We start from the raw sequence: 19,353 nt of genomic DNA, 5'->3' as shown, positions 1-19,353 counted from the left end.
TCGTGCCCATGCGGGCGCTATTTCGCAAGAGATGTCATGTCGCAGCATGAAGACGGCACGCATTGGCGGAGCGAAGTGATCGCGTCGGCGGCGTATGTGCGGGGCGAACGTTCTCACGATGTGCCGATCGAAGACATCAAGTCGCATGTCTGCCAGGATGAGTCGCTATTGTGGATAGGCCTGCGCAATCCCGCCGACGACCTGCTGCGGCGCGTGGCCGACGACCTGGGCATACAGCCCAAGGCGCGCGACGAAATGCTGGAGCCGCATCGCCGTCCCAAGATCATTGATTTCGGGCATTGCGTGCTGGTCGTGGCGGTTACGGTCGAGATCGGCAGCAACCGGCCCATGTTCGGCGAAACGCAGATCGTGATCGGCCGCGGGTTCCTGCTTACCGTGCGGCGCGGCGCCACATCCGATTACCGCGCGCTGCGGGCCCGGCTGGAATCCGCGCCCGACCTGCTGCGCCGGGGCAGCGACTACATTGCTTCCGAATTGCTCGACTTGCTGGTAGACCATTACGTCGCGGCGGCCGGGCAGCTGGAGGGCGTGGTCGAGTCGGCCGAGCAGAAGCTGCTGATCCGCGGCGCCAAGGATGCCGACATCCGCAAGCTGTACCGGCAGCGCCGCGACCTGCTGCGCATCCACAAGGTCATCGCGCCGCTGGCCGAGATATGCCGGCGGCTGGCCAGCATGGATATGGCCGTGATCGACCGCGAGGCCCGTCCGTACTTCGCCGTGGTGGCCGACCGGGTGCTGCGCGTGGACGAGCTCGTGAGCGGCCTGCGCGAAGCCCTGGCATTCGCCTTCGAGGCCAGCATGATGATCGCGCAGACGCAGCAGAACGACATCACCCGCCGCCTCGCGGCCTGGGCCGCGATCCTGGCCGTGCCCACGGCGGTGGCGGGCATATACGGCATGAACTTCGAATTCATGCCCGAACTCAAGGCCCGTTGGGGATATCCGGCGACGCTGGCGGGCATCGCCGCGGCTTGCGGCGTGCTGTATTGGCGGTTCCGCAAGGCGGGGTGGCTGTAGCGGCGGGCTGGGCGGCAACGCGCCGGGCGGGCTGTTCCTGTCGCCTCGCCCTGTGGCACACTGCGAGCCATTCTTCAGATCTGGAAGGCTCATCTTGCGTAGGCAGTTTTCATCCGGGCGCCTTGGCCGCAGGCTGGGCGGGCTATTGGCGGTAGCCCTGGCCGCGGCGGTCGCACATTGGTTTCCCGAACTCGGCAATCGGCCGTCCGAACCCGCGCATCGCGCCGAGGCCCCTGACCCGGCCCGGCCCGCGGCGCGAGACGGGTCGGCCCACTCGGGCGCTGCCGTGCCGGTGCCGCCGGGGCGTTATGCGCTGGCCGGCAAGGTTGTCTCGGTGCCCGATGGCGATACCGTGGCCCTGCAGGTTGGCGGCCGGCGGCACCGCGTGCGCCTGGACAGCATCGACTCGCCCGAGGCCGGGCACGGCGCCGAGCAGCCTGGCCAACCCTATGCCGATGCCGCAAGGCGTCACCTGGAACAGCTGGTGGGCGGCATGACGCTGACTGCGCAGTGCTATGAGCAAGACCAGTTTGAACGCGATGTGTGTGCGCTGATACTGCCGGACGGTAGCTCCGCCAACCGGGCGCAGGTGGCGGCCGGCTTTGCCTGGGCCTACACCGCGCGTCGCGGCGAATATCTGCGCGATGACGCTATGCCGGGCCTGCAGCGGCAGGCCCGCGATGCCCGCCGGGGCCTGTGGCAGCAGGGCGGGGCGGTCGAGCCCTGGAAGTGGCGTTACGAGTGCTGGCGGAACCGGCGCTGCTAGCAGCTTGTCCAACGCGCATGCCCGGCACCACCCGGACGGGCATGGGCGGGCGGCGCGCGGCCATTTGCTATGCTTGGCGCCGACCCGATGCAGAATAACGATACGGAAGCGGCTTTATGGGTGTACGGCTCTGGCAGTTCTGGATGGCGATGCTGGTGTGCGCGCTGGCGCTGGCCGGCTGCACGCGGGATCCCATCAACAGCCCGTACCAGTCCGGCGACCTGGCGGAAAACGCGCTATACACTGCCTTCGTCAAGCGCTCGCCCAAATACCTGGACCCTGCGCGCTCGTATTCCACCGACGAAACGCCATACACCTACAACATCTATGAACCGCTGTACGGCTACCAGTACCTGAAGCGCCCGTACGAGCTGATTCCGCGCGCGGCGGCTGCGGTCGTGCCTGCGCGCTACCTTGATGCACAGGGCAATGAGCTGCCCGCTGATGCGCCGGGCGAGCAGGTGGCCGAAAGCGTCTACGACATACCCATCCGGCCCGGCATACTGTTCCAGCCGCATCCCGCGTTCGCCCGCCAGGCCGACGGCCGCTACAGCTACTTTCCGCTGCAGCCGGGCGAGCTCGACGGCAAATACTATATTCCCGACTTTCCCGAGACCGGCACCCGCGAGCTTACCGCGCACGACTATGTGTATGGCTTTCGCCGCCTGGCCAGCCCGCGGGTGGCGTCGCCCATCTACTCGCTGATGGCCGATTATGTCGTGGGCATGGCCGAGTACGGCGAGCGCCTGCGCGAACGCGATGCCGAGTTGCGGCGCGACCTGCCGCCGGGCGAGCGCGACCTGCCCTGGCTCGACCTGCGGCCTGACGATGGCTTTGACGGCGTGCAGGCGGTGGACGCGCATACCCTGCGCATACGCATCAAGGGAAAATACCCGCAGTTCAAGTATTGGCTGGCCATGACTTTCACGGCCCCCATCCCCTGGGAAGCCGATCGCTTCTACAGCCAGCCCGGCATGGCCGCGCACGACCTGTCGCTGAACACGTGGCCCGTCGGAACCGGCCCGTTCATGCTGGCCGAATCCTATCCGAACCGGCGCCATGTATTGGCCCGCAATCCCAATTTCCGGGGCGAGCCCTATCCTTGCGAGGGCGAGCCGGCCGATCGCGCCGCGGGCCTGCTCGAAGATTGCGGCAAGCCCACGCCATTTCTCGACCGCGTGGTGTTCAGCGTCGAAAAAGAAGCGGTGCCGCTGACCGGCAAGTTCATGCAGGGCTATTACGACATGCCTCAGGTCGAGCGCGGCGAGTACGGCGTGGCCATGCTCGTGGCGGCCGGCGACTCGCCCGAGAAAGCCCGGCGCTATCGCGACCACGGCATCCAGTTGCCCACCGCCATCGAAACGTCCAGCTGGTATATGGGCTTCAACTGGCTGGATCCCGTCGTGGGCAAGGGCGATACGCCGGAGCAACAGGAAAAGAACCGCAAGCTGCGCCAGGCCATCAGTATTGCGTTCAATTGGGAAGAGTACGTGGCTGTCTTCGAGAACAGCCAGGCCATGGTGGCCTATGGGCCGGTGCCGCCCGGCGTGCTCGGCTACCAAGAGCTGCCCGAGGGCATCAACCCCGTGGTGTACGACCTGGTCGATGGCAAGCCGCAGCGCAAATCGCTGGACGTTGCGCGGCAGCTGCTTGCCGAAGCCGGATATCCCAATGGCCGCAATGCCGAAACGGGCGCCCCCCTGGTGCTGTATTTCGATGCCATGACGGGCGGGGGCGGCAATCCGCAATTCGACTGGATGCGCCGGCAACTGGCCGAGATCGGCATCCAGATGGATGTGCGGTCCACCGACTACAGCCGTTTCCAGGACAAGATGCGGCGCGGCACGGCGCAGATGTTCCTGTGGGGCTGGGTAGCCGATTACCCCGATGCCGAGAATTTCCTGTTCCTGCTGTATGGCCCCAACGGCAAGGCCCGCCACGGTGGCGAGAATGCGGCCAACTACGTCAACAGCGAATACGACAGGCTTTTCGAGCAGATGAAATTCCTGGATGACGGCCCCGAAAAAGAGGCCGTCATCGCCCGCATGGTAGACATCGTGCAGCGAGATGCCCCGTGGATGTTCGGCTTTTTCCCGATGTCGGGGGGCGCCTACCAGCAATGGGTAGGCAACGCCAAGCCCACGCAGATGGTGCGCAACACGCTGCAGTACGTGAAGGTCGACCCCGCCCTGCGGGTAAGCAAGGTCCAGGAATGGAATACGCCGGTGTGGTGGCCGCTGGGCCTGCTGGCGCTGGTGCTGGGCCTGGCGATCTGGCCATCGTACGTGGCGCTCAAGCGGCGCGAGCGCCAGACCGCCTTTGGCGCCGCACCTGGCGCCGTGCCGCCCGCGCCGTCCCGGGAGCCCCTGCCATGACAGCCTACATCGTCCGCCGCCTGCTGTATGGGGTGTTGATCCTGCTGGGCGTCAATCTTTTTACGTTCATTCTTTTTTTCGCGGTCAATACGCCCGACGACATGGCGCGCCTGGCCATCGGCGGGCAGCGGGTCAGCCAGGAGGCCATCGAGCGCTGGAAGGCCGAGCATGGCTACGACAAGCCGCTGTTCGTCAATCGCGATGCGCAAGGAGTCGGGCAACTGACCGAAACGGTTTTCTACCAGCGGTCGGTGCCCCTGCTGGCCTTCGAGTTCGGGTCGTCTGATGCCGGCAACGACATCGGCCGCGAGATCCGCATGCGCATGGGGCCCAGCCTGGCGCTGGCGCTGCCCACGTTCTTCCTGGGGCTGTTCGCCAGCGTGGTGTTCTCGTTGATGCTGGTGTATTTCCGGGCCACGCGGCTGGACTTCTGGGGCGTGGTGCTGTGCGTGATCCTGTTGTCGATATCCAGCCTGTTCTACATCATCGCCGGCCAGTGGCTGTTTGCAAAAGTGCTGCGGCTGGTGCCGTATTCCGGCTTTGCCGGCGGGTTGGATGCCATCAAGTTCCTGGCGCTGCCGGTGCTGGTGGCCATCGTTTCCCGCCTGGGGCCGGAGGCGCGTTTTTACCGGACACTGTTCCTGGAAGAGATCGGCAAGGATTACGTCCGCACTGCGCGCGCCAAGGGCTTGGCCGAACGGGTCGTGCTGTTTCGCCACGTGCTGCGCAATGCCATGCTGCCCATACTTACCGGCACCGTGTCGGCGCTGCCGCTGCTGTTCATGGGCAGCCTGATCGCCGAGTCGTTCTTCGGCATTCCGGGCCTGGGCAGCTACACCATCGACGCCATCAATTCGCAGGATTTTTCCATTGTGCGCGCCATGGTGTTCCTGGGTTCGGCGCTGTATATCGTGGGCCTGATACTGGCCGATATCTCATACACGCTGGCTGATCCCCGCGTGCGTTTCGAGTAACCGCCATGCCCAAGTTCGTGTTCCTGTGGACGGATATCGCCCTGTTCCTGATGCTGGCGGGTGTGCTGGCCTATTTCTGGCGCGTGCGGCGCAGCCGTACGCTGCGCGCGACATGGGCCCGCGTGGGCCGCGATGCGCCCGCGATGTGCTCGGCCGTGGTGCTGTGCGCGTTTGCGGTGGTGGGCTTGCTGGATTCCATCCATTTCCGTCCGCAACTGCCGCCGGTGCCCGCAGCCGCCCCCGACGCGCCGCCGATCTACGCGCCGGCTGTGCAATCCGCGCTGGACAGCCTGCTGGCGGGCTCGGTGCTGGCGCAGCCCGAGAAAACCTATTCGGCTCCCCTGGCGACCCGTCAGTTCACCAAGGAAACCGAACTGATCGAAGGGCATCCCCTGCGCCATTTTCCACTCTTGCGCAGCGGCGGCGCGCACCTTGATGACCCTGACGCGCAATGGGCGGGCGACGTGGCGCGCCGGCTGGCCGCGGGCCTGGCGGGCGGACTTGCTTTCGCGCTGGCCGGCGGCATGCTGCTGGCGGCCGGATTGGCCCGCAGGCATGGCGGCTGGCGGCAAGCCGTGGCCGACATCGCGGCTGACCGCAGCGACGTTCCCTGGCGGGCCATATGGCTGACCTACGCCGCACTGTGCGTTGTCGTGGGCGCCGTAGCGGGCCTTGCGACGGGGTATCACGTCTTCGGCACCGACCGCACCGGCAACGACGTGCTCTGGCAGGCCCTGAAAAGCGTGCGCACCGCGCTGGTCATCGGCAGCCTGACCACCCTGGCCATGCTGCCGCCCGCCATCGGCTTCGGCATCGCGGCGGGCTACTTCAAGGGCAAGGTCGACGACGCCATCCAGTACCTGTACACGACGCTGACTTCAATTCCCGGTGTATTGCTGGTGGCGGCCTGCGCGCTGATGATGCAGGTGTACATCGACACACACCCGGATCTCTTCGACACCTCGGCCGCGCGTGCCGACTTGCGGCTCTTCCTGCTGTGCATGATCCTGGGGCTGACGGGCTGGTCGGGGCTGTGCCGGCTGCTGCGCGCAGAAACCCTCAAATTGCGCGAGCTCGAATATGTGCAGGCCGCGCGCGCCTTTGGCGTGTCGCACTGGCACATCATGCGCAGGCACCTGCTGCCCAATGTGATGCATATCGTGTTGATTACTGCGGTGCTTGAATTTTCCGGCCTGGTGCTCTACGAGGCCGTGCTGTCGTATCTGGGCATAGGCGTGGACCCCAGCATGAACTCGTTCGGTTCAATGATCGACCGGGCGCGGGTCGAAATGTCGCGCGATCCCATGGTGTGGTGGAACCTGCTCACGGCGTTCATTTTCCTGCTGGCGCTGGTGCTGGCCGCGAACCTGTTTGCCGACGCCGTGCGCGATGCGTTCGATCCGCGCGCACGCCGCTTCCGGCCTGGCCGCCAGGCCAGCGCTGCCGGCGCAACCACGCAGGTGCAGCCATGAGCCCGGCCCAACCTTTGCTGGCCGTCGACGGCCTGGACGTCGCCATCGCGGGCGATGCCGGCCTGACGCATGCGGTCAAGCGACTGCAGCTGGCCATCCGGCGCGGCGAGACCTTCGCGCTGGTGGGCGAGTCGGGCTGCGGCAAGAGCATGACAGCGCTGGCGATGCTGCGCCTGCTGCCTGACGCCGGCCGCATCGTGGGCGGGCAAGTCGCGCTCGACGGGCAAGACCTGAACCAGTTGACCGAAAGCGCCATGCGCGGGGTGCGCGGCGGACGCATCGGCATCATCTTCCAGGAGCCCTCCACCAGCCTGAACCCGGTCATGCGTGTGGGCGACCAGATACTGGAAACGCTCGCGGCGCATACATCGCTTCGGGGCGCGGCCGCGCGCGCGCGGGCGATCGACTGGCTGCGGCGCGTGGGCATTCCCGATCCCGAACGTCGCATCGACGACTACCCGTTCCAGTTTTCCGGCGGGCAGAAGCAGCGCATCATGATTGCCATTGCGCTGGCGGCCGAGCCGGCGCTGCTGATTGCCGATGAACCGACCACGGCGCTGGACGTTACCGTGCAGGCGCAGGTGCTGGAACTGCTTGCCGATATCCAGCGTGATATCGGCATGGCCATTCTTCTGATTACGCACGACCTGGCGGTGGTGCGCAATGTGGCCCAGCACGTGGCGCTGATGCGCGGCGGCGAAATCGTCGAAAGCGCGCCGGCAGACGTTTTTTTCGAGGCGCCGCGACACCCCTATGCCCGTCAGTTGTTCGACGCGATTCCCAGCTATGAAAAGCGCGGCCGGCCGCTGGCAGGCGGCCAGTCGGCCGCGCCGGCGGCGTCCGGCGCTTGCGCGTCGCGTCCGGCTGCCGGCGATGTTGTGCTCGACGTGCAGAACCTGCTGGTGCACTATCCGGTGCGCAAGGGCCTGCTGCGCCGCATCGATTCGTGGGTGCAGGCTGTCAATGGCGTGACCTTCACCCTCAGGGCGGGTGAAACCCTGGCCCTGCTCGGCGAGTCGGGTTGCGGCAAGACCACCACCGGCAAGGCCTTGCTGCGGCTGGTTGAAGGCGCCAAGGTAAGCGGCAGCGCGCTGCTGGACGGGCAAGACCTGCTGCATGCCGGCCGCCGCGAATTGCGCAGGCTTCGCCAGGACATCCAGATCGTATTCCAGGATCCTTACGCGTCATTGAACCCGCGCATGCGGGTGGGCGATATCCTTGACGAGGGCATCGCCACGCTGAAGCCGCACATGCCCGAGGCGCAGCGGCGCGAGCGCGTGCAGGATCTCTTGCGGCGCGTCGGCCTGCCGGCCGATACCTCAGCCCGTTACCCGCACGAATTTTCCGGCGGGCAGCGCCAGCGCATCGCCATCGCGCGCGCATTGGCGGTGGAGCCCCGGGTCTTGATATGCGACGAGCCCACGTCCGCGCTCGATGTGTCAGTGCAGGCGCAGATCCTGGACCTGCTGCGCGAGCTGCAGGCCGAATTGGGTATTGCCTATCTGTTCATTACCCACAACTTCGGCGTCGTGGAATATCTGGCGGATCGCATCGCCATCATGCATGGCGGTCAGATCGTGGAAGAGGGCAGTGCCGATGCGGTGTTGCATGCGCCGCGGCACGAAATGACCCGCCGCCTGCTGGCGGCGGTTCCACGCCTGGCATTCGGGCAAGCGCGCTAGCGAGCCAGCGCGCTTGCCCCGGCCCGTTCAGCCGTCAAGCCCGCGCATGTGGCGGGTTTCCAGCCATACGCGCGTGTCGTGCCGCAAGGCCTTCAGGCATTGCGACAAGAAGCTCTGGATGGTTTCCAGTTGCGCGGTATCGAAGTTGCGCGCCAATAGCGTCACTTCGCGGGCGATTGCCTGGCGTTCGGCCAGCAGCGCCTGGCACTGCTCCTGCACCGGCCGGATCACGATGATCCGGCGGTCCAGCGGGTGGCGGCCGCGCTCGACATATCCGGCCTCTTCCAACCGGTTGATGAGTGCGGTGGCGCCGCCGGGGCTGATGCCCAGCAATTGCGCCAGCTGGCCGGTCGGCAGGGACTCGAATTCCAGCACGAGGTCCAACGCCTTCAGGTCCGCCAGCGCAATGCCCATCTTTTCCGACAACGATGCCTGGCACGCTGCCGTGTAGGCGGCGAACTGCCGCCCCAGCATCACTGCAATTTCGTCGATCATGCCAGGCCGATTCTCGTCACTTTCAGAAACCGAGGCGAAAGGGCGGCCAAGGTACGGGGTCGAAGCCAGCTGCAGCATGGTTCACTCTCCTTTGTCCGCCGATCCGGTTAATTGGCGCCGCCGCCCAGGCCGCCGAGCACGCCGCCCAGCAGTCCGCCCAGCAGGCCGCCGTTGGCATTGCCGCCAGCGCCGCCCGTGCCGCCGCCCGTTCCACCCGTCAGGCCGCCGGTCAGGCCACCCACCAGGCCGGTGACGGGAGCCAGCAGGCCGCCATTGGCGCCGCCGTTACCGCCACCCAGGCCGCCGGTCAAGCCGCCGACCAGGCCGGTGACGGGAGCCAGCAGGCCGCCGTTGGAGCCGCCGTTGCCGCCGCCCAGGCCGCCGGTCAAGCCGCCGACCAGTCCGGTGACGGGGGCCAGCAGGCCGCCATTGGCGCCGCCCGTGCCGCCACCCAGGCCGCCGGTCAGGCCGCCGACCAGGCCGGTGACAGGAGCCAGCAGGCCGCCGTTGGCGCCGCCGTTACCGCCACCCAGGCCACCCAGCAGGCCGGTAACCGGAGCGAGCAGCCCGCCTTCGCCGCCGCCCGTCACGCCGCCCAGGCTGCCGGTCAACGAAGCCACCGCGCCGGTCACGCCGCCCAGCGTGCCGCCCAGCGGGTTGGGGTTCTGCGGAGTGGCGTGCAGCACTCCGCCCAGGCTGGCAACCGCATTGCCCAGGTTGCTCAGTACGCCGTCGAGCGGGGTGCCGTCGGGCAGCGCGCCGTTGGCGCCGGCCAGGGTGCCGCCGATCTGCGTCAGCAACCCGGCCACCGGAGCGCCCAGGCCAGTCGCGCCGCCGACTTGCTGCGTCAGGCTGACGACCTGGCCGGCCACGGGGCTTACTACGCCGTCGAGGCTTTTACCCACGCCGCCCAGGGCCGGGTGCAGGCCCAGCGGCAGGATGTTGTCGACGGCCGTGCCGGTGTTGCCCAGCGTCGGCTCCAGAATAGGCAACGTGTTGCCGTCTCCCAGGCCGGCGGTCAATCCGCCCACCAGGCCCGTGACCGGGTTGAGCAGGCCGCCTTCGCCAGCCAGGCCGCCGGTCAGCGCGCCCACTGCATTGGTGGCGTTGCCCAGCACGGTGGTCAGGGGTTGAGGATTGTCGGGGTCGGCATTGAGCAGGCCGCCCACGCTGGCGACGGTGTCGCCCAGGCCGCTGACCAGGCCGCCCACGCCGGTGTCCAGGCCGCCGGGCAGGCCGGTGCCGGATACGGTATCTCCCAGATTGCTGACGACGCCGCCGACTTGGGTCAGCACGCCGTCGACCGGCGCGCCCAAGCCAGTGGCCGCGCCAACTTGCTGGGTCAGGCCGGTAACCGTGTCAACCACCGGCGCCAGGGTCGGGTCCAGCGACTTGCCGACGCCGCCCAGCGCATCGCCCAGTTGCAGCGGCAGGGCATTGTCGACCGCGTCGCCGGTATTGCCCAGTGTCGTTTCCAGCAAGCCGGCCGGCAGGCCCGCCGGCGGGTTGCCACCGCCGCCGCCCCCGCCGCCGCCGGGCAGCCCGGCCGACTTCTTGCCGCCGCCGCTGCCACCGCCGCAGGCGGCTAGAGCGGCGGCCAGAGCCACTACCATGGCCGACTTGGCCAACACGCGTGAGACGCGACGTACGTCGGAAGAATTCGCAGACATGATTGCACTCCTGTTGTGGACGAGACGGCGCCGTTATGCACCGGTTACACCCACTTCAAAGCACAATCCGTGCCAACTTTTGATTCAACTGGAAAATCGCAGAAATACGAGATGTGATAGCGCAGGAAAATCTCTTTTTAATCAAAGACTAACCGGCTAATCAAAGAAGTTTTCTTAAAAGCGACATTGCCAAATTAGCGACGTTGCGGTCGCTGCGAATGTTACGGTTTCAAGGGTACATGACGTTACGTTTCCTGTGATGTTACGTAACGCGCGGGCCCGCAACGCCGGGCGGGCCCTACGCCAGGACGGCGTCGAAAGGATCAGAAGGCGTCGTAGAACAACGAGTAGTTGGCGTTGAAGCGCAAGCCGCGGTCGTCGTCGTCCGCCGTGCGCGCGCCCACCGGCTTGGCGACGTTGAAGTCGAACAGGTAATGCTTGTCGTCGGTGAAGCGCAGGCCAAGGCCAACAGACGACAGGTGGCCGGGGTTGTTTTTCTGGATCGTGCTGTTGTTGTACCAGGTGCGGGCGTAGTCCACCATGGCATAGGGTTGCACGCTGTTCAGGTAGGTCCAGCCCACATTGAAGCGGCGGTTGATTTCGGCGGACACGCCCACGCCTTTGTCGCCGCTCTTTTCGCCTTGCGGATAGCCCATGGCGTATCGCCAGCTGCCATAAGACACTTGTTCCGAACTGGGCAGTATGTCGTCGCTGTACTGGCCCGCGCCGCTCAGCACCAGCCCGAACTGCGCGGGCAGGCTGAATGTTTGCCGCACATCCAGGTTGTACCGCGTGAAATTCAGGCTTACGTCGGGTACGCCGGTGTAGCCATAGTTGGTCTTCACGGTCTTGCTGGCGCCCGCCGCATTGAAGCCCTGCGACACGCCCAGCCCGATTTCGGTGGACCGCGTGGGCAGCACGTCGCGGTAACGCAATTCCGCGGTCGCCGCGCGCACGTCCACGTCCTGCTGCAGCCAGTTGTCGTTTGCGCGCGCCTCGTAGCGATCTTTCGCATCCACGGCGTACACGCCTGCCGTCGCGGTCAGCGACCGCCGGTTGTTCAGCAGCAGGGGGTAGCTCAACGCAACGGCCAGACGGTTGTTGGTGACTTCGCGGTCGTACCCCAGCCGCTCCACCGCATCATCCTGCGGGTGGGAATTGTAGTGATGGGCATCCACATGCAGCGCCAGCCCGTCGGCGCCCAGCGGCACGGTGACGGCGGCGGCCACATAGCGTACATCGTCACTGTTGAGCGGTACGCTGGCAGTAAGCCGCACCTGCTCGCCCAGCGGCGTCAGGCTGTTGGTGCCCACGTTGACCAGCGGCTGCATGCCGGTGCCCAGGTCGGCCACGCCGCCATCGGCCGTGACGGGGCGGCGGGTGGCGTTCAGCACCAGTTCAGTGGCGCCGTCGGCCCGCCGCGGCAAGTCCAGCGCCGGCTCGAAACGCACGCCCGGTACGGTGCGCATCAAGTTCAGCACACGCTCCAGCGTTGCCTGCGTCAGGGGCCGTTCTTCCATCAACGGCGCCGCAAGGTCTTCCAGGCGATCGCGCGCATTGCCGATGTCGCCGTCGATGCGCACCTGCCCGATATAGCCTTCCACCACCGTAACGACCACCAGTCCGTTGGCGAAGCTCTGGTTCTGCAGCAGCGCGAACGACAGCGGATAGCCTCGTTCGCGATACAGCGCCGTGATCTTGTCGACTTCTGCCACCAGGGCGCCGATCGTGGTCTGCTTGCCCGCCAGCGGTGTCAGTATGGCTGCCACCTCGTCAAAGGGCAGCGCACGTACGCCGGACACATCGAAATTGCTCGGCACGATGCGTTGCGCCAGCAGCGCCTGCACGGCCTGTTGTTCGGGGGTGGGCGCTTGCAACGCGGGCTGCGCCTGCGGAGCCCCCGTATTGGCGGGCGTTTGTATGCGCGGCATCGCGTCTACCGGGTTGCCGCGCAAGGGGCCGTCCGCATAGGCGGGGCCGCAGAGCAGGATTGCGAGGGTGGAGGTGGCAAGGATGCCGGTACGCACAGAAGCAGGATTGGGCCGCATAGCAACAAAGGCGGCGGTCCGCTACGTGGTGCGCCCGCTCGCAACAGAAACAATACTAAGAATTTCGAATGTTGCCATAACGCAAAAGCTACCGACACCTTGACGTTAAAAAACCATACATATTTCTCTTATCTGTATGGTTTCAAGGCTTGAAAATTAGCAATATGTAACGTATATGCTGCATTTTGTTGTCGGTTTCAATCATTATCTAGACATATTGCCCGGATAGGATAGGATAGTCGGAAATAAATAAACAATTTACGTAATAACCGTAGAGAAACGACTAGAAATAAGCCTGTTCCAGTTGTGCCGATGTGTAGCGCCCGCGCTCTTGTTCCTGATCAGGGCTCGCGGCAGACGGACGCTCGCCACGGCCGCAGTGAGCAGCCCAGACAGCCGCGCAACGTACACGTTCACTCATGATTCCCGGCGAAACCGTTCCCCTGTCATTCGCACCCGGCGTAGTGATGCTGTCGTTCCTGTTGGCCGGGTTCGGGGCCTACGTCGCCTTGACCGCGGCAGCCCATGTTCGCGCCGCCGTTGCCGACGGCCAGCCCTGGCTGCCGTATGTGGGGATCGCAGCGGTGGCAATGGGCGGCATCGGCATCTGGAGTATGCATTTCGTCGGGATGCAGGCGCAGGCCATGCCGTTTTCCGCCGGCTACGACGTGGCGCTTACCGCGCTGAGTTTCTTGCTGGCGGTGCTGTGCTCGGGCGCCGCGCTCTGGTACGTGGCCCGTGCGCGCTTTGCCGTATGGCGATGCGTGGCTGGCGGGGTGTTGGCCGGCCTGGGCGTCGCGGCAATGCATTACGTAGGAATCGCAGCCATGCGCATACCCGCGGTGTTCCAGTGGAGCTTGCCGTTGGTCGTGCTGTCGGTGCTGGTGGCTGTGGTGGCGGCCGTCGCCGCATTGTGGCTGGCGTTCAACGTGCACACGGCACGGCAGCGCGCGATGGCCGCAGCGGTCATGGCTTTTGCCGTGTGCGGCATGCACTACAGCGCCGCCGCGGCGGGCGTGATGGTGTGCACGGCGCCGCGCGAGTTCGCAGGCTGGCTCGTCGGCGGGTCGTCGCTGCCTTATGTGGTGTTTGCGTTGTCGATCGTTACGCTGGCGCTGCTGCGCTGGCAGTTACACCGCGCGTCCTTGCGGTTTCGCCAGAAGATGGCGCAGCGTGTGGACGTGCTGATTGGATCTGGCGCTCCTGGCGGCGCAGGCAATGGCCTGGCGCAGCCGCAGGGGCGCGGATAAGCCCCGGTTTTTCGCCGGGGCCAGGGGGCCGGCCGCCAGATCATGGTGGCGGCCAAAACCGTAAGTCATGCATACGCATGGGAGAGAGAAAATGAAGCAGCAATTCTTGCAGTTCTGGAACGATGAAGAGGGCGTGACCACGCTCGAATACGCGATTCTCGCGGCCTTGCTGGTGGCGGGGTTGGCTACCGTGATTACGGTTATGACCGACGGCCTCGGGGATTTCTTCGAGACGATTACCGACCGGCTCGAAGATATCGGCGGCACGACGCCTCCCGCCGGGGGCTAAGTAGCCACTGCGGTCGACGCGAGCCCGCTGCCCGGTTGGCCGCCGGTCGCGGCCGGCCGGGTGTGCCCGTCTGCCACGCCACTGTGGCGCCGGCGTACGGGTCGCGCCCCGCTCATGTCGACAAATCAGACACAAGGGTGTTCGGTTGTACCTTGGGGAATCGTTGTGGTGGCTATTGTTCGTACTCTGGAACGTACTGCTGATGGCAGCCGACTGGCGCCATCGCAGGGTTCCGAACGTGCTGGTGGTGGCCGCCGTCTGCTTTCAGGTGCTGTGGTCGATCGCCGCCAGCGTGGCGCCCGGCTGGGCGTATCCGCCATTGTGGCCGGGCTGGGGCTGGGCCATCGCCGGGTTCCTGGCCGCCCTTGCATTCCTGCCGCTATGGACGCGCCGCATCATGGGCGCGGGGGATGTGAAGGTCATCGCCGCCTATGGGCTGGTGTTCGGCCTGAAGCACCTGTGCTGGGTGCTGGCCGCGGGCACCCTGCTGGCCGGCCTGCATGCGGCGATATACCTGGCGGTTTCGCGTTGGCGGGCGCTGCCGCAACGTCTGCGCCAGGTGCCGTACGCCACATACCTGGCATTGGGCGCGCTCAGCGTGGCGCCTATGCTGTGGAGTTCGCGCTGATCTTCCTGGCGTTTTTCCTGGTGCTCTACGGCATCATGATGTACGGAATGATATTCACGGCCCAGCAGTCGTTGAACCTGGCCGCGCAGGATGCGGCGCGCAAGGCCCTGCAATGGCAGCCCGGCGCCACGCACATGCAGTTGCGCGCCGACGCGGCGCGCAATGTCGCGCTGGAGCGCGCCGACTGGATCACCACGATCTCCGGAGAGCCGCTGTCGGTCGCGGTCTGCAGCGGCAACGGGCGTTTGAGCCACGCCAACGGCGGCAACTGCAGCGGCCTGATACCGGCGGACGACCCCGAATGGATAGAGGTGGTGGTCAGCTATGCCTATGGCGCCCAACCATTGATTCCGAATCTTCCGCTCATTCAGCGGGCCATCGTGCCTGCGCAATTGCACGCGCGCGCCGCCGTGCGGTTGGGCAGCCTGGCCGCCGCTCCGGGGAGCTGACATGCGGGCACGGCAAGTTCCCCTGCGCGCATCCCGGCAACGCCAACGCGGCGTGGCAGCGATCGAGTTCGCCATGGTGCTCACCCTGATGCTGCTGATCTTGCTGAGCATCGTGGGCTATGGCGCAATTTTCTGGGCCCAGCAACAGCTGTCGGGCGCAGCGGGCGAGGGCGCGCGCGCCGGCCTGCAGGCGCAATACGCGGGCCAGCCCGATGTGCAGGCAATCGCCTGCGATGCGGCGGTGAACGTATTCGGCCCGGGCAGCAAGGTGGAGTGCAACCGCACAGCCGCGCCGTTTGCCTGCGCCTGGACCGCCGCCGACGGGTCGGCGGTGGGTTGCATGTCCGTCGTGCTGCGTTATGACGTGACGCAGTGGCCGCTGCTGAGATCGTTCCAGAGCTTATTGGACCTTGCCTCCCGCGGTGGCCAGGCTTCGCTTATTCCGCAAACGTTATCCGCTCGTGCGACCATTCAAATTACACAGGAGCCGCTATGACCGGCGTTAGTAAGATTCTCGCCGCCGTTCTGCTGGCAGCAGGTATTGTGCTCGCGGCATTGGCCTACTACGTGGCCAGCCGCCCCGTCGCCGCGCCGCCGGCCCCTGCGCCCGCCGCGCCCGCCATCGCCGAAGCCAAAGTGCCCCAGACCACGTATCCGGTGGTGCTGGCCGCCAAGCCGCTGGTCGCGGGCACGCGCCTGGAAGCCGACATGCTCGAGGTCGTGCAATGGCCCGTGGCGCTGAGCCACGGATACGCCCGGCCCGAAGACCTGGCCGGTGAGGTCGTGCGCCTGGACATCGCCCCCGGCGAGCCCGTGACCCGGCAGATGCTTGCCCAGGGTTTGGCGCGCCAGCTGCACGAGGGCGAGCGCGCGGTAGCCGTGCCGGTGGACGAAATCGTCGGCGCGGGCAACCGCATCATGCCGGGCGATCTGGTCGATGTTTTCTTCATGCTCAAGAAAGACCAGGAAGTGCAGGGCAGCCAGGTGCGCCTGCTGCAGTCGCGCGTGCGTGTGCTGGCATACGGGCCCGAGTCTATCGACGGCCCTCCCGTCGAAGGCGATAAACCCGCGGTGCAGCGTCCGGCGACCCAGCCTCCCGCCCGCACCGCCTTGTTGGCGGTGCCCATCGAAAACGTCAACGAGCTGCTGCTCGCCAGCCGTGCCGGCCAGATTCAATTGGCGCTGCGCGCGCCCGACGATGAAACGCTGCCGGACCGCGAACTGTTCGCGGTTCGCCAGGCAGTGTTGCCCGAGCGTAGCGGCCTGACGCCGGAGCAGCGCGAAGCCCTGAAGGCTGGTCCGAACCGGGCTTACGCCGGCGACAGCCTGGCGCAGCTCGACGGCCCGGCGCCGCAGCCGGTCAAACGGACGGGATCCGCGCGCGCCGGTTCGGGCGGCGGGCGCAGTATCGAAATCCTGCGTGGCGATTCCACGCAACGAGTGCCTTATTGATGGCCGCCACCCTACACAGTCGCGAGCTTTTCATACCTATGTCGAATCGGATCACATCCCGTATGCGCGCTTCTCTTCTTTGCTCCGCGCTGGCGGTCGCCGGCCTTGTCTATGCAGGCGGCGTGGCCGCCCAGGCGCGCGCCAACGACGCCGCCCCGGCGCCGGCTGCCGCCCAGGAGCTGGCGCTGCCGGTCAAGGGCCAGCATCTGCTTCCCTTGCCCGGCACGCCGACCCGTATCGCCGTGGCCGACCCGGACGTCGCCGATGTCAAGGTGCTGCCCGCCGCCGCGGGCCGTCCCGCGGCGGTGATGCTGATCGGCAAGAAGGCAGGGTCGACCGAGGTGCAGGTATGGGCGCGCGGCAGCCGTACCCCCATGGTGTGGACGGTGCGCGTCAGCGGCGCCGTGCAGTCGGAACTGGCGCGCCGCGGACAGGCCGGGGGCGCCAACGTGGACGTAGCGGGCGCTCATGCAGTGGTGTCGGGCCAGGCGCCATCGCCGCTGTCGCATCAGAATTCCGTGGCCGCGGCCGCGGCCGCGGTGGGCGAGGACAAGGTGGTGGATGTCGCGACGGCGGGCACCAATGGCGTCGTCCAGGTCGAGGTCAAGGTAGTCGAAGTGTCCCGCTCGGTGCTCAAGCAAGTGGGATTGTCCATGACCGGCAGCGCGGGCAGCTGGGGGTTCGGCGCCCGCACCTCGCCGGGCAGTCTTTCCGTTCCGGGCGCGCTGCCCGGCCGCGGCCTGCTTGGCGACGGCTTCAGCGTGCTGTTCGATTCGAACAACTTCGGCGCCACATTGCGCATGCTGCAGACCAATGGCATGGCGCGGGTGCTGGCCGAGCCCACGCTGGTGGCGCTGAGCGGGCAGAGCGCCAGCTTCCTGGCGGGCGGCGAGATCCCCATTCCCGAGTCGGGCGGGCTGGGTACGCAGAACGTCGTCTTCAAGCCGTTCGGCATAGGCCTGACCGTTACGCCTACGGTGCTGTCGCGCGAGCGCATTGCGCTGAAGGTGGCGCCTGAAGCAAGCGAGCTGGACTATGTCAACGGCATCCCGATCCTCAACGGTGAAACAGCCACGTTGATTCCCGCGTTGCGCACGCGCCGCGCCGATACCACCATTGAGTTGGGCGATGGCGAGAGCTTCATCATCAGCGGGCTGGTGTCCAGGCAGACCAAGGCGTCGGTCAACAAGGTGCCGTTCCTGGGCGAGCTGCCCATCATCGGCGCGTTCTTCCGGGGGATCGAGTATTCGCAGGAAGAGCACGAACTCGTCATCGTGGTGACGCCGCGCCTGGTGCGGCCCATCGCGCGTGGCGTGGCATTGCCGCTGCCTGGCGAGCGGCAAGAGCGAACCGATTCCATGACCAACGCATGGGGCTATTACCTGATGGGCCCCGCCGGCGGTCAACAAGCACCAGGTTTTTCGCGGTGAACCATATGAAGGCGCATTCTTCAGAACTGCCCGGGCTGCAAAGCGGAGTCCGGTTCTTGTTATGTTCCCAGGGCGATGCCGTGGCCGCGCAGCTGGTCGAGGCGCTGGGCCCCATAGGCGTGCTGACGCAAGAGCAGCCCTCTGTCGAACAGTTGGGAAGGCGCCTGTCGGACATTGATCCCAAGATCATCTTCCTGGATTTCACCGCCAGCAATGCCGACCCGGGCAAGCTGCTGCGCTCGGCCGACCTGGCCCGCACGCTGGCGCGCGTGGCGCCCGGCATACCGCGAGTGGCGGTGGGGCTGCTGGGCCAGCCCGAGGGCGCGGTCGCGGCGTTGCGCGCGGGCGTCACGGACTTTGTCGACCCCACGGTCGCGCCGCACGAGGTGCGCGAGGTGGTGCAGCGCCTGCTCGACATGCCCCCCTCGGGCGGTGCCGAAGGCGGCTCGCGGCGCGATGTGCTGTTGATCGGCGCGCGTGCGGGGGTGGGCACCAGCACACTGGCCGCGCATCTGGCCGGCATCACGCAAGACCGCTTTGCCCAGGCCCGCGCAGAACAAGGCGGCGCGCGCAAAGACGCCGGCGCGGATACCGGGCTGCCGTTGTCGTCGCGCGTGGCCCTGCTTGACCTGGGCTGGCCGATCGGCGACGCGCAGTTGTATGTGAACGTGGCCAGCGATTTCGATTTTGCCGAAGCGACCCGCAATCTGCAACGCCTGGACGCGACCCTGCTGGCTTCCGCCATGGCGCATACCCGCGATGGCCTGAGCGTGATGGCGCTGCCGCGCGACCCGTCCCAGATGAACCACGTATCGCCGTCGGATTCGCTGCTGGTGTTCGAGCGCTTGCGCCAGTACTTCGGCCTGGTCGTCACCGACACGGGCGGGTTCTCGAATATTGAATTCATTTCCAGGCTGGCGCGCAATTCCGCGGCGAGCTGGATCGTCACGGACCAGAGCGTCAGTTCCCTGGTTGCGCTGGCAGGCTTGCTGCAGGACCTGCAGCGCCAGCAGGTCGAGCGCAGTTCGCTGGGGCTGGTGGTCAATCGCTACGACGAACGCTACGGCATGACCGCCCAGCAGATCGCCGACCGGTTCGAACTCGAACTCATCGGCACGCTCCCGGACCGCCCGCTTGCCCTGATGGTGTGCACCAACCAGGGACGGCTGCTGCACCAGGACGCGGAGCGCGATGTATACGTGCGTGGCGTGCAGGCGCTGGCGGAAAGGCTGTGCAGCGAAACCGCGCGGCCCTCGGGGCGCAGCAGCTGGCTGGCCACCTGGCTGCCGGGCGTGCACCGGCGCATGGTGGTGGCCCGCTAACGGCACAGACAGG

The 19,353-nt window shown here is 66.6% G+C and carries 17 protein-coding genes; 14 read left to right on the top strand and 3 right to left on the bottom strand.

Going from position 1 to position 19,353, the window contains the following annotated elements:
• Positions 1-36 precede the first annotated feature (36 nt).
• The 6 genes from CAL18_RS11910 (at position 37) to CAL18_RS11885 (ending at position 8,307) form a co-directional block, all read left to right on the top strand.
• Positions 37-1,038: a magnesium and cobalt transport protein CorA gene (locus CAL18_RS11910; protein ID WP_026640192.1), complete on the top strand. Its 1,002-nt coding sequence runs from the start codon at positions 37-39 to the stop codon at positions 1,036-1,038.
• A 94-nt stretch (positions 1,039-1,132) separates the two neighbouring features.
• On the top strand, positions 1,133-1,804 hold the full coding sequence (locus CAL18_RS11905; protein ID WP_170940336.1) for a thermonuclease family protein: 672 nt from the start codon (positions 1,133-1,135) through the stop codon (positions 1,802-1,804).
• A gap of 116 nt (positions 1,805-1,920) precedes the next feature.
• Complete coding sequence (locus CAL18_RS11900; protein WP_094817914.1) at positions 1,921-4,179, top strand: ABC transporter substrate-binding protein; 2,259 nt, start codon at positions 1,921-1,923, stop codon at positions 4,177-4,179.
• Positions 4,176-5,153 carry an ABC transporter permease gene (locus CAL18_RS11895; protein WP_026640194.1) on the top strand — a complete coding sequence of 326 codons (978 nt, stop codon included), beginning with the start codon at positions 4,176-4,178 and terminating at the stop codon, positions 5,151-5,153. The genes CAL18_RS11900 and CAL18_RS11895 overlap by 4 nt, the downstream gene beginning before the upstream one ends.
• 5 nt (positions 5,154-5,158) lie before the next feature.
• Entirely contained in the window at positions 5,159-6,625 is a 1,467-nt protein-coding gene (locus CAL18_RS11890; protein WP_094817913.1) for an ABC transporter permease, read from the top strand.
• Positions 6,622-8,307, top strand: coding sequence for an ABC transporter ATP-binding protein (locus CAL18_RS11885; protein WP_026640196.1), 1,686 nt, complete (start codon positions 6,622-6,624; stop codon positions 8,305-8,307). Before CAL18_RS11890 ends, CAL18_RS11885 begins: the two co-directional genes overlap by 4 nt.
• A gap of 27 nt (positions 8,308-8,334) precedes the next feature.
• On the opposite strand, the gene CAL18_RS11880 is transcribed toward CAL18_RS11885, so the two are convergent.
• The 3 genes from CAL18_RS11880 to CAL18_RS11870 form a co-directional block, all read right to left on the bottom strand.
• On the bottom strand, positions 8,335-8,880 hold the full coding sequence (locus CAL18_RS11880) for a MarR family winged helix-turn-helix transcriptional regulator (protein WP_026640197.1): 546 nt from the start codon (positions 8,878-8,880) through the stop codon (positions 8,335-8,337).
• Positions 8,881-8,909: 29 nt separating this feature from the next.
• Positions 8,910-10,472 carry a collagen-like triple helix repeat-containing protein gene (locus tag CAL18_RS11875; RefSeq protein ID WP_094817912.1) on the bottom strand — a complete coding sequence of 521 codons (1,563 nt, stop codon included), beginning with the start codon at positions 10,470-10,472 and terminating at the stop codon, positions 8,910-8,912.
• A gap of 323 nt (positions 10,473-10,795) precedes the next feature.
• Positions 10,796-12,520 (bottom strand): ShlB/FhaC/HecB family hemolysin secretion/activation protein, encoded by a 1,725-nt coding sequence (locus CAL18_RS11870; RefSeq protein WP_094817911.1) that lies wholly within the window; start codon positions 12,518-12,520, stop codon positions 10,796-10,798.
• Between the two features lie 419 nt (positions 12,521-12,939).
• Here CAL18_RS11870 and CAL18_RS11865 point away from each other — a divergent pair, with 419 nt between their 5' ends.
• From CAL18_RS11865 to CAL18_RS11830, 8 genes are all read left to right on the top strand, one after another.
• Positions 12,940-13,770: an MHYT domain-containing protein gene (locus CAL18_RS11865; RefSeq protein WP_038852421.1), complete on the top strand. Its 831-nt coding sequence runs from the start codon at positions 12,940-12,942 to the stop codon at positions 13,768-13,770.
• A 91-nt stretch (positions 13,771-13,861) separates the two neighbouring features.
• Positions 13,862-14,059 carry a Flp family type IVb pilin gene (locus tag CAL18_RS11860; protein ID WP_170940335.1) on the top strand — a complete coding sequence of 66 codons (198 nt, stop codon included), beginning with the start codon at positions 13,862-13,864 and terminating at the stop codon, positions 14,057-14,059.
• A gap of 145 nt (positions 14,060-14,204) precedes the next feature.
• On the top strand, positions 14,205-14,687 hold the full coding sequence (locus CAL18_RS19850) for an A24 family peptidase (protein WP_094817909.1): 483 nt from the start codon (positions 14,205-14,207) through the stop codon (positions 14,685-14,687).
• Complete coding sequence (locus CAL18_RS11850) at positions 14,672-15,136, top strand: TadE family protein (RefSeq protein ID WP_249276300.1); 465 nt, start codon at positions 14,672-14,674, stop codon at positions 15,134-15,136. The genes CAL18_RS19850 and CAL18_RS11850 overlap by 16 nt, the downstream gene beginning before the upstream one ends.
• Before the next feature lies 1 nt (position 15,137).
• Positions 15,138-15,632 (top strand): TadE/TadG family type IV pilus assembly protein, encoded by a 495-nt coding sequence (locus tag CAL18_RS11845; protein WP_026640202.1) that lies wholly within the window; start codon positions 15,138-15,140, stop codon positions 15,630-15,632.
• The gene (gene cpaB / locus CAL18_RS11840) at positions 15,629-16,588 is read left to right on the top strand and encodes a Flp pilus assembly protein CpaB (protein ID WP_094817907.1); all 960 of its coding nucleotides are present in this window, start codon (positions 15,629-15,631) and stop codon (positions 16,586-16,588) included. The genes CAL18_RS11845 and cpaB overlap by 4 nt, the downstream gene beginning before the upstream one ends.
• Positions 16,589-16,650: 62 nt before the next feature.
• Positions 16,651-18,018, top strand: a complete 1,368-nt coding sequence (locus CAL18_RS11835; RefSeq protein ID WP_249276299.1) for a type II and III secretion system protein family protein — start codon at positions 16,651-16,653, stop codon at positions 18,016-18,018.
• Positions 18,015-19,340, top strand: a complete 1,326-nt coding sequence (locus tag CAL18_RS11830; RefSeq protein WP_026640205.1) for a pilus assembly protein CpaE — start codon at positions 18,015-18,017, stop codon at positions 19,338-19,340. Before CAL18_RS11835 ends, CAL18_RS11830 begins: the two co-directional genes overlap by 4 nt.
• The last annotated feature ends 13 nt before the right edge of the window (positions 19,341-19,353 follow it).

The sequence above is a fragment of the Bordetella genomosp. 7 genome (genome assembly GCF_002261415.1).
Taxonomy (GTDB): domain Bacteria; phylum Pseudomonadota; class Gammaproteobacteria; order Burkholderiales; family Burkholderiaceae_B; genus Bordetella_A.
Note: the sequence above shows the minus strand (reverse complement) of the source record. Positions and strands in the feature narration are given on the sequence as shown.